Source organism: uncultured Fibrella sp., from assembly GCF_964250085.1.
GTDB lineage: Bacteria > Bacteroidota > Bacteroidia > Cytophagales > Spirosomataceae > Fibrella.
This window is the reverse complement of sequence record NZ_CAXUEC010000001.1, coordinates 38,142-50,917: the sequence shown is the minus strand read 5'-3', so window position 1 is coordinate 50,917 and position 12,776 is coordinate 38,142. Positions and strand designations below refer to the sequence as shown.

At 52.5% G+C, this 12,776-nt stretch carries 11 protein-coding genes; 6 read left to right on the top strand and 5 right to left on the bottom strand.

Going from position 1 to position 12,776, the window contains the following annotated elements:
- Positions 1-78: 78 nt before the first annotated feature.
- Both ACFE8Q_RS00200 and ACFE8Q_RS00195 read left to right on the top strand, forming a co-directional pair.
- A complete protein-coding gene (locus ACFE8Q_RS00200; protein WP_375443332.1) occupies positions 79-1,527 on the top strand; it encodes an efflux transporter outer membrane subunit in 1,449 nt (482 codons plus the stop codon).
- A 142-nt stretch (positions 1,528-1,669) separates the two neighbouring features.
- Entirely contained in the window at positions 1,670-3,028 is a 1,359-nt protein-coding gene (locus ACFE8Q_RS00195; RefSeq protein WP_375443331.1) for a Gfo/Idh/MocA family protein, read from the top strand.
- A 126-nt stretch (positions 3,029-3,154) separates the two neighbouring features.
- Here the strand turns inward: ACFE8Q_RS00195 and ACFE8Q_RS00190 are convergent, their stop codons facing one another.
- The 3 genes from ACFE8Q_RS00190 to ACFE8Q_RS00180 form a co-directional block, all read right to left on the bottom strand.
- A complete protein-coding gene (locus ACFE8Q_RS00190; protein WP_375443330.1) occupies positions 3,155-4,336 on the bottom strand; it encodes a hypothetical protein in 1,182 nt (393 codons plus the stop codon).
- A complete protein-coding gene (locus ACFE8Q_RS00185) occupies positions 4,294-4,926 on the bottom strand; it encodes an ATP-binding cassette domain-containing protein (protein ID WP_375443329.1) in 633 nt (210 codons plus the stop codon). Before ACFE8Q_RS00185 ends, ACFE8Q_RS00190 begins: the two co-directional genes overlap by 43 nt.
- 158 nt (positions 4,927-5,084) lie before the next feature.
- On the bottom strand, positions 5,085-6,218 hold the full coding sequence (locus ACFE8Q_RS00180; protein ID WP_375444343.1) for an FAD:protein FMN transferase: 1,134 nt from the start codon (positions 6,216-6,218) through the stop codon (positions 5,085-5,087).
- Between the two features lie 248 nt (positions 6,219-6,466).
- On the opposite strand from ACFE8Q_RS00180, the gene ACFE8Q_RS00175 reads away from it, so the two are divergent.
- From ACFE8Q_RS00175 to ACFE8Q_RS00160, 4 genes are all read left to right on the top strand, one after another.
- Positions 6,467-7,963: an arginine decarboxylase gene (locus ACFE8Q_RS00175; protein ID WP_375443328.1), complete on the top strand. Its 1,497-nt coding sequence runs from the start codon at positions 6,467-6,469 to the stop codon at positions 7,961-7,963.
- A 13-nt stretch (positions 7,964-7,976) separates the two neighbouring features.
- Entirely contained in the window at positions 7,977-8,105 is a 129-nt protein-coding gene (locus ACFE8Q_RS00170; protein ID WP_375443327.1) for a hypothetical protein, read from the top strand.
- A 433-nt stretch (positions 8,106-8,538) separates the two neighbouring features.
- Positions 8,539-9,009 carry a MarR family winged helix-turn-helix transcriptional regulator gene (locus ACFE8Q_RS00165; RefSeq protein ID WP_375443326.1) on the top strand — a complete coding sequence of 157 codons (471 nt, stop codon included), beginning with the start codon at positions 8,539-8,541 and terminating at the stop codon, positions 9,007-9,009.
- 152 nt (positions 9,010-9,161) lie between these two features.
- Complete coding sequence (locus ACFE8Q_RS00160; protein WP_375443325.1) at positions 9,162-11,597, top strand: 3-hydroxyacyl-CoA dehydrogenase/enoyl-CoA hydratase family protein; 2,436 nt, start codon at positions 9,162-9,164, stop codon at positions 11,595-11,597.
- A 184-nt stretch (positions 11,598-11,781) separates the two neighbouring features.
- On the opposite strand, the gene ACFE8Q_RS00155 is transcribed toward ACFE8Q_RS00160, so the two are convergent.
- Together ACFE8Q_RS00155 and ACFE8Q_RS00150 are read right to left on the bottom strand one after the other, a co-directional pair.
- A complete protein-coding gene (locus ACFE8Q_RS00155) occupies positions 11,782-12,219 on the bottom strand; it encodes a hypothetical protein (RefSeq protein WP_375443324.1) in 438 nt (145 codons plus the stop codon).
- 79 nt (positions 12,220-12,298) lie between these two features.
- Positions 12,299-12,694: a DUF3887 domain-containing protein gene (locus tag ACFE8Q_RS00150; RefSeq protein ID WP_375443323.1), complete on the bottom strand. Its 396-nt coding sequence runs from the start codon at positions 12,692-12,694 to the stop codon at positions 12,299-12,301.
- Positions 12,695-12,776 lie beyond the last annotated feature (82 nt).

The following is a 12,776-nucleotide window of genomic DNA, read 5'->3' as shown; positions in this document are numbered from 1 at the left end:
AGCAAAATCTCCTTCAGGGCGGCTCAATGTATTGGATATAGGGAATACGCCGTGGCAAACCACGAACCATTCCCCTTTATGAAAAAACTGATCGTCCTCTTTTTTCTGTCAACCAGTGCGTTTGCCCAAACAAGCCCTCCGGGTGGAGCAGTAACGCTTCAACCAGGTGCAGGAACGGTACAGCCAACGGGCAATAACATACCGGAGGCTGCCCCCGCGCCAGGTACGTTATCTGGCAACGCCCCCACCCCCACCGACCTCTCGGCATCTGGCTTTCAGCGGTTTAACGACCCGCTATTGACCGATCTTATCCAGACAGGTCTGGCCAACAGCCCCAGTTTGCGGGCGGCCATCAGCCGAATTGAAGAAGCACGGGGCCGGGTACGTGTTGCCCAGTCATTTTTACAACCATCACTGCGGAGCAGCGTGCTGGTATCTACACAAAGTTTATCGGAACACCGCCCCGTCGCTGTTCCCGTGGCGACGGATAAGCTACCGCGCTTTCAGCTAAATACCTTCCAGTTACTACCACTGGATGCCAGTTGGGAACTCGACCTGTTCAAACGGATTCGGAGTAGTATTGTGCTATCCCAGCAACAAACGCTGGCGTCGGAAGCCGATCTGCGCGCTTTCCGACTCACGCTTGCGTCCGACATTGCCCGCACGTATTACCTGATCCGTGCCAATGAATCGGAGCAGGCCGTTTTTCTGCGCAACATCGCTACCCGTGATTCTACACTGGGTATTGTCCGCGAACGATTTCGGGTGGGCCTCGTGAATCAACTCGACGTACAACGGGCCGAAACCGATCTGGCAGGTCTGCGCGTTCAGGTGATGGGCCTGCAACGTGCCCGAGCCGAACTGGTGAACGCACTGGCTCAACTCACGGCGCAGGAGCCCGCTACGTTTGGCATCGACGCCGGAGCACTGCCAGGTACGTTGCCAGTTTTTCCATACGTGGCTATCACACCTGATCTGCTTCGTCGTCGCCCCGACCTGCTCCAGGCCGACCGGGCCATTCAGATCGCTGGCGCGCAGGTGGTGTTGCAACAGGCCAGCGTACAGCCGCGTGTCACGCTTGTAGGATCAGGCGGCCTGCTTTCAGGCCAATTGGGGTACACATTTGCTCCAAGCAGCGCCACGTACCTGCTCGGCGTCAACGCATCGGTTCCACTTTACGAAGGCCGCCGCAATCGGGAGAACGTAGCTCTGTCGCGGCAACAGATCACAACCAGCCAGCAGACGTATCTACAGGCATTTCAGATTGCCCAACGCGAAGCTGAAACCGCCCTTGATAACCTTACGTACCTGCGCCAACAACTCGACCTGCAAAACCAGACACTGGCGCTTGCCCGCCGCACCGAACAATACAACCGTGAACTGTACGTGAAGGGCCTGACAACGTACCTGGACGTGCTCGATGCACAACGCACTGTATTGACAAATGAACAACAATACGTTCAGCTACGCGGGCAGGAAGTGCAGTATCTGGTGGCCTTGCTCAGGGCAGTAGGCGGCGATTTCTAAGTGACTAACGTAACACGGACTTCAGTCCGTTTTTAGGCTGTGCCAAAAACGGGCTGAAGTCCGTGTTACCAGTTGATTTACAAGTAAAACGGGTTTGTTTTTCCCTTTCGCAGGAAAACCAACCCCTTTACAGTCAATCGCTATGGCTACTCACGATACTGATTCGCTTTCGGGCGATCGCCGCCAATTCCTAAAAACATCTGGCCTGTTTACGGGCAGTGCGTTGCTTTCCAGCCTTCCTTTCGGCTTATCGGCAGCAGCGAACCCCGGCTTTCATACGTCCGTTGATGACACCATTAAAGTAGCCCTGATTGGGTGCGGAGGCCGGGGAAGGGGCGCTGCCATGCAGGCGCTCAATACCAAGCAGAATATCAGGATTGTCGCCATTGCCGATGCGTTTCAGGATCGGGTCGATATTGCCTACAAGACGCTGACAAGCAAGCCGGAGAATGCTCAGAAAGTAGACTTGCCTAAAGAGCGTCAGTTTGTTGGGCTGGATGCGTATAAGAAGGCTATTGCTCTGGCCGATGTGGTGATCTTGGCTACGCCACCGGGCTTTCGTCCTGGTCATTTTGAAGAGGCCGTTAAGCAGAACAAGCATATCTTCATGGAGAAACCGGTTGCTACCGATGCGCCGGGTATCCGGCGAGTGCTGGCGGCGGCTGAAGAAGCGAAAAAGAAGAAGCTCAACGTGGTGGTTGGTTTGCAACGGCACTACCAGAGCAACTACCGCGAGGCGATGAAACGGATTCACGATGGTGCCATTGGCGACATTGTGGGCGGTAGTGTATACTGGATTAGCGGTGGCGTTTGGAATAATCCACGGCAACCGAACCAGACAGAAATGGAGTATCAGATGCGTAACTGGTACTATTTCAACTGGTTATGCGGCGACCATATTACTGAACAGCACGTTCACAACATCGATGTAGCCAACTGGGCGAAACGCGGATACCCCGTGTCGGCGCAGGGAACCGGCGGACGGCAGGTACGTACCGGCAAAGAGTTCGGCGAAATTTTCGATCACCATATCGTCGATTTCGTGTATGCAGATGGCACGACAATTAACAGCCAGTGTCGCCACTACGAGGGAACATTCAGTAAAGTAGATGAGCAGTTCCTGGGCACAAAAGGCCGTATTGACTCTTTCAACGGTAACAAAACGATCTTGAAAGGGTATAAAGGGCAACCGATATATGCCCATGCAAGCGCTAAAACAGACATAGACCCCTATCAGGTTGAACACAACGAACTGTTTGCGGCCATTGCCAAAGGGGAGTACAAATTTGCCGATGCCGAAAACGGGGCGAAAAGCACCATGACATCAATCATGGGCCGGATGGCAACCTACTCAGGCAACGTAGTGAAATGGGACGACGCGATCAATTCGCAGATCGACCTCTTCCCCGATACGCTGGCCTGGGATGCTAAACCAAAACTCCTCCCCAACGCCGACGGTTTCTACCCCGTAGCCGTTCCGGGTAAGACGATCACGGTGTAATTTATTGTCTCGGATTAACCCCTAAATCCCCTGAAGAGGACTTTGCTACGCTAAAGAACGAGGTCGTTCCATAAGCAGAGCCAAAGTCCCCTTCAGGGGATTTAGGGGTTAATTCGAACACGACATTTATTCCCCTTCCCAGGCCGACGTCCAGTAATACCGTTTGAACAGCCAACCGGAGGCCAGCAGATTTGCCGTTGCCAGCAGCCAGAGCGGAATGCGGAACATAATGAAAAGGAAATAAGCGATCAGCATGATGTAGACAACTGTCATGCTACGATCTGGCGTCCGGTGAACGCGAAACAGCAAACCGTGTTGCACGCTTAGCAGACTCACGCCAAACGCCCAGGCTCCAAGCGATCGCCACAGAGGTTGGTCGGCCGGGAGGTGATAGAGCAGGAGCAGAGCTTCGGGCAGGAGCAGCAACGCGAACTGACCAACGTACCCAGCCCATCGCCGCCAGTTGGCTACGGGCATATTCCGGTAAATAGGTAACCACTGATGCTCGAATCGGTAGTGCTCGTAGACCATCGTAGCGTGACCTAACCCAACCAGTAAGCCGCCCAACCCGATCAACCGAAGGTCATAATCGGGCGTGCGGAAGAGATTTATCTGGTAGTGGTCGGTGGCGTAGAGCTTCAACATACCAATCCAGATGAGGCCCGTTCCTAGCTTCGTCCGCCAGAATAGCGTAGCTTGTTCGTTCAGCAGATAACGCAGATAAAACAGGCCGTAGGGCGTGTTAATATAGCTACGTAATCGGTTTACCCACACTGCCCATCGGCTCACCGGATTTGGGTGGCGTAAGGCGTATTCGTACCAGGCCAATCCAGCCATCAGAAGCAGTAATAAGCTCGCTCCAATAGCAACAACAGCCCACATCTGCCCTTCCTGCGCCGCAATGCGACCAACAAACCACGCATAGCCCACTGCTGGCCCCATCAGCAGGAGTTGCGCCACCCCCAAACCAGCCCATCTTTGAAGTGGCTTGACCAGTCGCAGGTGCAGCAACACGTCGTACCGATTGATCATGCTCACGGCGAAACGCGTGGCCAGTAAGGTGTATAGCAGCCAGATACCAACATACAATGCCAGTACCAAACCGGATGACACCGCATAGGTCGCCAGCGCGATATGATCGCTACTCCGCATGAAACCGCCCGCCAGTAGTCCGGCAATCCATAGCAGCCCCGCATTTTGCCGGTAAAAGGGATAGACCAGCGTTTTGGTCAGAATGATACAGGTTGATCGAAACGGGGTGCCCATCATGCCGTAGCGGGGGTTACCGTCTGATTCGCCACTTGCCAAACAGAATCGATGGGGAGTTGCGCCGTTTCCATCGCCTGGTGCGATGAAAGCAGGAAATTTATACCCTGTAGCCGCGCCTCGTCGATCAGTTTGGAAACTGTTTTCGTGGCCGCCACGTCGAGTGTAACAAGGGGCTCATCCAATAAAATCAGCGTGGGCTGGCCCAGGAACGCCATAATCAACGATGTTTTCTTCAACATCCCACTCGAATACGTACCCACGGGCGTATGCTGATACGTACCAATGCCAAATTCGTCAATCAACGCCTCAGCCTGGCCAGCGGGCGCTCGTTTGGCACTGGCAATCCAGGAAATCAGTTCGTGGGCGGTCAGAAAAGGCGGGAAGGTTGGTTCAGCCTCAGCATAGTTTACCTTCAGCCGATAGGCTACCACATCTTGCCGACTATCCAGTTCGTCCAGCCTCACCGACCCTTCATGGGGTAACATACCGGCAATGGACCTGAACAGCGTGGTCTTTCCAGCGCCATTCGGCCCTTTTAACCAGTGAATTCCGTCTGGCAGATGCCAGTCAGGAATTATCAGGATAGGCCGTTCGCCGTATGATTTCCGGAAATTATGAAGAGTAAGCATAGGTCGGCAAAGATTAGTCTAGCCTGCACGAAGGCAGTATGAAATGGGATGAGCGGGGCAGAAAACTAGAGTACGGAGCTACACAGAGTTTTTTTACTGGCGACTTTGTATAACCCTGAAGCACCTCTGTGTGGCTCAGAGTTACAATTCTTTTTCCTTCACTTTTCCTCCCTAATCCACACCCGTGCCTGCGGAAAACGGCGTTGCAATCGCTTTCGCTGGCCGGGCGTAGCCATGCTGAACACCTTCGTGAGCGCGTCGGCATACGTACCTGTGGGAGCAAGCACGGTTGCCTGCACGAAATGCCGCAGCCCTAAACCCGTTCGCGGATTCATGATATGCGAATACCGGCGACCATTGATGTCCAGATGCCGCTCGGTATCGCCCGATGTGGTGATGGCTGCGTTTTTCAACAAGATAACGGTCGTGTCTGCGTCAGATATAGCCTGCCCGGCTTTTACGGGATTGCGGCTGGCTAACCCTATTCGCCAACCTGAAGGCTGGTTGGGCGGTGGCTCACCGGCCAGAATATCACCGCCCAGATCGAGCAAAAAAACACGAATTCCGTGCTCATGAAGCACTTTCTGCGCTTCATCGATAGCGAATCCCTGACCGATACCACCCAGATCGAGCCGCATGTGGGGTCTCTGCAATCGTACCGATTGTGTAGTCGAATCCAGCTCGATATACCGCCACGAAACGGCCCGGCGCGCATTTCGCCGTTCGCGGGCATCAGGAAAGGCGAACCCGCCCCGTGTGCGCTGCCGTACCGCCCGCCGCCATAATTGCGATAGTGGCCCAATCGTAGGGTCATACCGCCCGCCCGATTGCCTCGCAATGGTTTTGGCTTTCTGCAACACATCGAACAGCGTAGGTGAAACACGTACCCAGCGGCCCTGCCCACTCGTTTCCGATAACCGATTCAACTCCGACCCATCCAGATAATCGCTCATGATCTGGTTCAACGTATCCATCCGCGCCGAAACAGCCTCGTATGCGTTCTTGGCGGTTAGGCTATCATTGGCGTATAGCCTGACGGTAAATGTTGTCCCCATCAATCCACGCCGAAACGTATACTGGATGGTTCGCATGTAGGGGCGACCCATCGTGGTCGCCCGCTTTCGGACCGTCAGGGACGCCTGTGAATGTCGTCCACTTCCCAGATGTTGAATACTGGCCTGTGAATTGTGATTATCCGGTGTGTATTTGCCCGCAACAAATACGCGGCCCTGACGGTCCGAGAGCGGGCGGGCACGATGGCCCGCCCCTACATATCTACCATCAAGCAGCACGGGCAACCACTGGGCGTGTCCACGATCGGGCGGCGAACACCATGCATATCTGCTATTCGGTAGCAAGCTTATCAATGCCAATAGCCAAACTTTCCCCAAAAAACGTAACGTCATAGAATCAAACCCCCCATAAATGCGTTTTCTATTTTGCAGATGGAGACTACTTGCATGACACCAAAATTAGTCCCACTTTCGCAACCCGTTTTTTTACTAACCACGAACAAATTCTTTATGCGCTGACCGCAGGGATGAAGACGTACTACGACCTTATTGACCAGACATTTGAATTTCCAACCCTGGAGTTCAACGTCGAGAACAACCACCTGTTGTTCAACAATGTACCGCTGATGGACATTGTAAAGCAGTATGGCACCCCGCTTAAACTGACGTACCTGCCGAAAATTACGGAACATATTGATCAGGCTAAGTCGCTGTTTAAAAACGCGATGAAGCGCTATAATTACAAAGGCAACTACACCTACTGTTATTGTACGAAGTCATCGCACTTCCGGTTTGTACTCGACGAGGTGCTCAAAAATAACGTCCACCTCGAAACATCGTCGGCGTTTGATATTCCCATTATCCGGGAGTTATACCGGAGCGGAAAGATCAATAAGAGCACATACATTATCTGTAACGGCTACAAACGGCCTTTATACACGCAGTACATCAGCGAACTCATAAATGAGGGCTTTAATGTGCTGCCGATTCTGGATAATCTGAAGGAAATTGAGGCTTACGAAGACTCAGTAACTGCCGATTCGGTCAATCTTGGCATCCGAATTGCGACGGATGAAGAACCAAACTTCGCGTTCTATACCTCGCGGCTTGGTATTCGGTACAGCGACATTAATGAACTGTATAAAAGCAAGATTCAGAACAGCAGCAAGTTCAAACTGAAGATGCTGCATTTCTTCATCAATACGGGCGTGAAAGACAGCGCGTATTACTGGAGCGAATTGAGCCGGTTTATGTACAAATACTGCGAACTGAGCAAGATGTGCCCTGACCTCGACAGCATCGATATCGGCGGCGGACTGCCCATTCAGACCTCGTTCCAGTTCTCGTACGACTACCAGGCCATGATCGACCAGATCGTGGAATCGATTCAGTGGATCTGCAACAAGAACAACGTACCCGTACCGCATATCTTCACCGAGTTCGGTTCGTATACGGTAGGCGAGAGTGGCGCCGTTATCTACAAGGTGATTGACCAGAAACTCCAGAATGACAAGGAGTTGTGGTACATGATCGACGGTTCGTTCATTACGCAACTGCCCGACTCCTGGGGCTTGGGGCAGAAGTACATCATGCTGTCGGTGAATAACTGGGACAATCCATACCAGAAAGTAAATTTGGGTGGATTAACCTGCGATTCGCACGACTTTTATAATACCGAAGTGCACTCGGCTGACCTCTATTTACCTATTTTCGATCAGGAGACGGAAGATCAGTATGTGGGTCTGTTCCACACGGGGGCGTATCAGGAATCACTTGGCGGGTATGGCGGTATTCAGCACTGTCTGATTCCGGCACCGCAACACGTCATTGTCGACAAAGACGAGGAAGGCAACCTCCGCACGCGCCTGTTTGCGCCGGAGCAGCACAGCGAGTCGATGTTGAAAATATTGGGCTACACGCCTACCAGTACACCGCAACCAACTGAACTGGAAGCGGCACAGGCCGCTGAAGAAGCAGAGGAAATTGCCGACCTACAGCCTGAATTAGTGAAAGAAGATAATTAACCAAATCAAACTCATGAAAAAGGTAGTCATGCTGGCGAGTGCCGTTTTGTTACTGTCGATGGGTGCCTGCGCCCGCAAAGGTGTTTGTCCGGCCTACGGAAGCGCTAAGCAAGCTAAACCTGCTGTTTCGCGGACGGCGTAAGGAAGCACAAACAGAAAAAGGCGACTGGATGATCCAGTCGCCTTTTTCTGTTTGTGCCCTTATTTATCAAATAATTTTTTTCTTAATGAGTTGTCTGATAATCAGAAAGCCACCAACCACTTCTATAATAAATCCACAAGCCATTATCGACCGGCAACCACTACGTTGGCGTGGGAGGAAAAGAGGTAAACGCCAGCAAGTGCGATTAGCATACCGATCAGGAAAAGGTATTTCGCCATGACTGCTGTGTGTTTTGATCTATAACTTGTCGTTGATGCAAGCTATGAATTTCACATCTAAACTTACTATTTAGTTACCATCATCATTTCTGTTAACTGTACTCAATCAAAATCAGTATGCATGCATACTATTTTTGAAAATTTCGTAGTTTTGTCTTACTGAACAACAATCTATTGGGCAGGCGACACGCGCTATGAAGAAAGAGAAAACCGTTGATTTTCACCTGAAGTGGGGTTGGCACGCCATTTCCAGAATGTACAATGCCCATGCGGCCCGGTTCGATCTGACGATGGCTACTGGGTACGTGCTGCTGAACATCGACGCCGAGCAGGGAACACCCGCTACCAAAATTGGTCCGCTGCTTGGCATGGAGCCGCGTAGCCTGGTCAGGATGCTGAAAACGCTGGAAGAACGCGGCTTGATTCGGCGAGAGACTGACAAGTCGGACAAGCGGTTTGTGCGCATTTACCTCACGGAAGAAGGCAAAGAGAAGCGCGAAATGGCCCGCGAGGGCGTAATCGAGTTCAATAAGATGGTTCGCGACAAAATTCCGCTCGATAAGCTCGTTGTCTTCTTCGACGTCATCAAGGAAATTAACCTCATTGTGGAAGAAGAAAACACGAAGCTGAAAGCCAGCAACGCCCCAATCGAAGACGTTTTATAGACAGAAATGTCATTGGCTACGCTGTCATTAGGTGGTCATTGATAGTCATTTGTTGTTTCCCCAAGTCCCCTTTCAATAAATGACTATCAATGACCACCTAACGACAGCGTAGCCAATGACTATTTAATGACCTTTTTCCATTTACCCTTCTCATGGAAGCAACACTCGAAAAAACCAAAACAACTCAGAAGAACCGTAGCATCCGGCGTGTAGCCGTGCTGGGATCGGGCATCATGGGGTCGCGCATTGCGGCTCACTTCGCTAATATCGGCCTCGACGTGCTGCTGCTCGACATGGTTCCGCGCGAACCAAATGCCGCCGAAGCTGCCAAAGGTCTTACTACCGACGTACCTGCGGTGCGCAACCGGATGGTAACCGAGGCCTGGCAAACGATGCTAAAAGCATCACCCGCCTCGCTCTACAGCCCCAAATTTGCCGACCGGGTGAAGCTGGGCAATTTCGACGATAACCTGAAAGACATCGCCACCTACGACTGGGTGATTGAGGTTATCGTGGAACGGCTGGATATCAAACGGTCACTGTATGAGCGCGTTGAGCAATTCCGCAAGCCAGGTACGTTGATTACCAGCAATACGTCGGGCATTCCGATGCATCTGCTGACTGAAGGCCGAAGCGACGATTTTCGCCGGCATTTCTGCGGCACGCACTTCTTCAATCCGCCGCGCTACCTGCGCCTGCTCGAGATCATTCCCGGCCCCGACACCGACCCCGCCATCGTGGATTTCCTGATGAGCTATGGCGATCTGTATCTGGGTAAAACAACTGTTCTCTGCAAAGACACGCCCGGCTTCATTGCCAACCGGCTTGGTATCTACGCCATGGTGCAGACCATCCGCGTTGCCGAAGAGATGGGCCTCAGCGTGGAGGAAGTGGATAAACTGACAGGTCCGGTGGTTGGTCGGCCGAAGTCAGGTACGTTCCGTTTGTCGGATGTGGTTGGTCTGGACACGACCGTCAACGTGGCGAGCAATTTGGTGAAGGTTGAGCATGATGAGTCGCGGGCGGCATTTGAACTGCCCTCGGTGATGCAAAAGCTGAGCGATAACAAGTGGCTCGGCGACAAAACCGGACAGGGTTTCTACAAGAAGACGAAAGACGAAAAGGGCAAAACGGTCATTCTGGCCCTCAACCTGAAAACGTTTGAGTACGAACCCTCGCAGAAGGTAAAATTTGCCACACTCGAGAGCACTAAAGCCATCGAGAGCCTGCGGAAGCGGTTTTCGGTGTTGCTGGCGGGCACCGACAAAGCAGGCGAATTCTACCGCCGTACCTTCTCCGACGCCTTCCAGTACGCCACTAACCGTATTCCCGAAGTAGCCGATGAGCTATACAAGATCGACGAAGCCATTAAAGCGGGCTTTGGCTGGCAGATGGGCCTGTTCGAAACCTGGGACGCGATTGGTTTGCAGGCTGGTATCGACATGATGGAAAAGCTGGATTCGAAACCCGCGCAATGGGTCTACGACATGGCCGCCAGCGGTGCTACGAGCTTCTACAAAACCTCGACAGGCAAAAAGCAGTATTACGACATTACCGCAAAAGCGTATAAGACCATTCCGGGTACTGAGTCGTTCATTATTCTCGAAAGCCTGAGCGATGATGTGATCTGGAAAAATGCCGGTGCTGCCATCTATGATCTGGGCGACGGCATTATCAACCTCGAATTCCGCTCGAAGATGAACACCTTCGGCGCGGAGGTAATCGAAGGCCTGAACAAAGCAATTGCGCTGGCCGAGAAAGACTTCCGGGGTCTGGTGATCGGTAACGAATCGACCGAGGCATTCTCGGCGGGAGCTAATTTGGCTACGTTGTTCATGTTTGCGCTGGAGCAGGAATATGATGAGATCAACCTGATGATTTCGCAGTTCCAGCAGACCATGATGCGGGCGAGGTATTCGTCTATTCCGGTGGTGGGTGCGCCTCATTCGCTGGCGCTGGGTGGCGGTTGCGAAATAAACCTGCATTGCGACCGTGTGGTGGCGCATTCAGAAACCTATATGGGTCTGGTGGAAGTAGGCGTGGGTTTGATTCCAGCGGGTGGGGGCACCAAAGAAATGGCCGCCCGCTGCTCGGACCTGTACCAAACCGGCGACCCGGAGTTGAACATTCTGCAAGCGGCTTACATGAATATTGCCACAGCGAAAGTGTCGACGTCGGCGCAGGAGGCCCGCGAGATGAATTACCTGTTGCCTTCGGCGCAGATTGTGCTAAACCGCAGCCGTCAGATTGCCGAAGCCAAGCAGGTAGCGATTGAACTGGCCGAGAATGGCTACACGCAGCCCAAACAGCGCAATGACATTAAGGTGCAGGGCAAAACGGGTATCGCGTTGTTCAAAGCGGGTATCACCGCCATGAAAATGGGCCGATTTATTTCGGAGCACGATCTGAAAATCGCGGATAAACTGGCTTACGTTATCTGCGGCGGCGACCTAAGTTCACCTCAGAACGTTACGGAAAAATACCTCCTCGACCTGGAGCGCGAAGCCTTCCTGTCTCTGACCGGCGAGAAGAAAACGCTGGAGCGCATTCAGAGCCTGCTGCAAGGCGGCAAACCACTGCGGAACTAGCGGATTGATTACTAACCCTATAAGGTCAGAAAAGAGACTTCATAGGGTTGTTACAACAATGGCCATTCCTGTGCAGGAATGGCCATTGTTGTTTATGGTTCGATGCAAATTAGCCTGTTTCTTGGCGAGCCTGTCGAAGGGCCTGGCTCACCAAGAACTAGGCTAACCAAAGTATTAAATACGTTTATTCTTTCGCGCCGGTGAAGGTAATGGCGTCTTGTGGATCGCTGGGATTTGACTGTACACGGAGGACAAGGGCTTGACGTTCCATGCCGTTGGTATTAAAAGCGCGGTCGGTTTGAACAGTGCCGAAAACCTGGCCTTGCCGGGATAACTGAATGCTTTTATCAGCCAGGCGGGTGAGTTGCAGGTGCGGGAACGCCTGCGATTGGGCGGTCGGGTATTTGCGCAGGTACGTTAGCGTCACGGTCGATTCTGTTTCGGGCGTCAGCGTGGCGGTTGGCATCTGATTGGCCGGTAAGGCAATGCAGAGATAATCCAGAAAGCCGTTGGTCAGGTACGTTCCCGACACTTCTCCAGCCAGCGTTGGCGCTACGTCGTTGCTGCGGCTACAGGCGGCCGATACGAGAAGTAAGATGCTGAACAGTAAGGCTTTTTTCATGATCGTATGCGCTTCATTCCCTAGACGCGAGTTAGGCCGCAAGCGTTGTAACAACAAGTTATTTTTTCTTAATATCTTCTTATTCTGACGGTTTCATCAGGAACGTAGCAATCTTCCCTTCAGCGTCGCGGCTGATGTAAAAATCGAGGGCGGCGTTGGTAAACGTGGCTTTGTATTTGGCGATTCCATCTTTGATACCAACCGGCTCGGCGGCAGTCCACTTGCCTAGTTGACCACTTACCTGCGAAGCGACCTGCTTCATCATCTCGGGCGAAATCTGGCCTTTGAAGGCGGCACCCATCAGCGCGTAGAGCGAATCCACTTTTTGTTCGTTCAGAAACCGCTGCGATAGCTTCGTGAGCGAATCCAGCTTGATCATTTCGGGCGAAGGAGCTGCTGGTTTTGTGGTTGTTTGTGCGTTAGCCGACACGAATAGGCCCGTTAGCAGGGCGGCAGTAGCGAAAAAGCGTTTCATTGAAGAACATGCTGGTTGTTGGGCCGTAAAATAGGATGATTCGCCCATGTTTCGATAATGCCTGTTTTCTAAGGGGGCGTTT

What these genes read in the sequence shown, in the direction of transcription:
- ACFE8Q_RS00200 (WP_375443332.1), top strand. Translation starts at nt 79, where the DNA reads ATGAAAAAACTGATCGTCCTCTTTTTTCTGTCAACCAGTGCGTTTGCC.
- ACFE8Q_RS00195 (WP_375443331.1), top strand. Translation starts at nt 1,670, where the DNA reads ATGGCTACTCACGATACTGATTCGCTTTCGGGCGATCGCCGCCAATTC.
- ACFE8Q_RS00185 (WP_375443329.1), bottom strand. Translation starts at nt 4,926, where the DNA reads ATGCTTACTCTTCATAATTTCCGGAAATCATACGGCGAACGGCCTATC.
- ACFE8Q_RS00175 (WP_375443328.1), top strand. Translation starts at nt 6,467, where the DNA reads ATGAAGACGTACTACGACCTTATTGACCAGACATTTGAATTTCCAACC.
- ACFE8Q_RS00170 (WP_375443327.1), top strand. Translation starts at nt 7,977, where the DNA reads ATGAAAAAGGTAGTCATGCTGGCGAGTGCCGTTTTGTTACTGTCGATG.
- ACFE8Q_RS00165 (WP_375443326.1), top strand. Translation starts at nt 8,539, where the DNA reads ATGAAGAAAGAGAAAACCGTTGATTTTCACCTGAAGTGGGGTTGGCAC.
- ACFE8Q_RS00160 (WP_375443325.1), top strand. Translation starts at nt 9,162, where the DNA reads ATGGAAGCAACACTCGAAAAAACCAAAACAACTCAGAAGAACCGTAGC.
- ACFE8Q_RS00155 (WP_375443324.1), bottom strand. Translation starts at nt 12,219, where the DNA reads ATGAAAAAAGCCTTACTGTTCAGCATCTTACTTCTCGTATCGGCCGCC.
- ACFE8Q_RS00150 (WP_375443323.1), bottom strand. Translation starts at nt 12,694, where the DNA reads ATGAAACGCTTTTTCGCTACTGCCGCCCTGCTAACGGGCCTATTCGTG.